At 60.1% G+C, this 1,207-nt stretch carries 1 protein-coding gene; it reads left to right on the top strand.

Annotated elements, in window-relative coordinates; genetic code table 11:
- Window positions 1–55: 55 nt before the first annotated feature.
- Window positions 56–1,207: RNA-guided endonuclease TnpB family protein (locus G3N61_RS39140; protein WP_205825130.1), on the top strand; the 1,152-nt coding region annotated here is incomplete at its 3' end.

The following is a 1,207-nucleotide window of genomic DNA, read 5'->3' as shown; positions in this document are numbered from 1 at the left end:
GCGACCACGTCGAATGGCTTGACTCGCTCTTGTGGGCCAGACATACAATCGTCCGATGCGACGACTCCAGGCCTTCAAGTTCGAACTGATGCCGAACGGCGAGCAGCAGCGCGATATGCGCCGCTTCGCCGGATCGTGCCGGTTCGTCTACAACAAGGCACTGGCGTTGCAGAAGGAGAACTACGAGGCGGGCGGCAAGTTCATTGGCTACGTAGCAATGGCCAAGCATCTGACGGAGTGGCGTAACGGAGGCGAAACGCCATGGCTCAAGGATGCCCCCGTTCACCCGTTGCAACACGCCCTCAAAGACATGGAGCGGGCCTACAAGAACTTCTTCGCCAAGCGAGCGGCGTTTCCGAAGTTCAAGAAGCGCGGCCAGCGCGACAGTTTTCGCTACCCGGACCCCAAGCAATTCAAGCTCGACCAGCCCAATGGGCGCATTTTCCTGCCCAAGCTGGGCTGGATGCGGCTGAGGCTGTCGCGTCCCGTGCTGGGCGAACTGCGCAACGCAACGGTCAGCTTCAACGCGGGCAAGTGGTGCGTCTCGATCCAGACCGAGCGGGAGGTCGAGCAGCCGGTGCCCCATGCCACCAGCGTGATCGGCATCGATGTGGGCATTGCCCGCTTCGCCACGATGAGCGACGGCACGTTTGTCGCACCGCTCAACAGTTTCAGGAAACATGAGGCTTGTCTGCGCCGATGCCAACGTGCGATGAGCCGCAAGGTCAAGTTCAGCAATAACTGGAAAAAAGCCAAGACCAGAGTCCAGCGCATCCATGCGCGCATCGGCAATGCTCGCCGCGACTACCTGCACAAGGCCACGACCACGATCAGCAAAAACCACGCGATGGTGTGTATCGAGGACTTGCAGGTTCGGAATATGTCCAGGTCGGCGGCAGGCAGCACCGATGCGCCTGGCAAAAATGTTCGGGCCAAGTCCGGTCTGAATAAGGCCATCCTCGACCAAGGGTGGTTCGAGTTCAGGCGGCAGTTGGAATACAAGCTGGCCTGGAATGGCGGCTGGCTCGTGGCGGTTCCGCCCGCGAATACAAGCCGGACGTGTCCGGCTTGTGGATACATGAGTGCGGATAACCGGACCACGCAGGAAAAATTCGCCTGTGTCGAATGCAGTTACGAGGAGAACGCCGATGTCGTCGGTGCTCTGAACATTCTGGCGCGGGGACACCGCGTTGCAGCCTGTGGAGAG

It is taken from the genome of Burkholderia sp. Ac-20349 (assembly GCF_017104865.1).
In the GTDB taxonomy this organism is placed as follows: Bacteria; Pseudomonadota; Gammaproteobacteria; order Burkholderiales; family Burkholderiaceae; genus Burkholderia; species Burkholderia aenigmatica.
The sequence above is the reverse complement of the archived record's forward strand: the minus strand, read 5'-3'. Positions and strand labels throughout refer to the sequence as shown.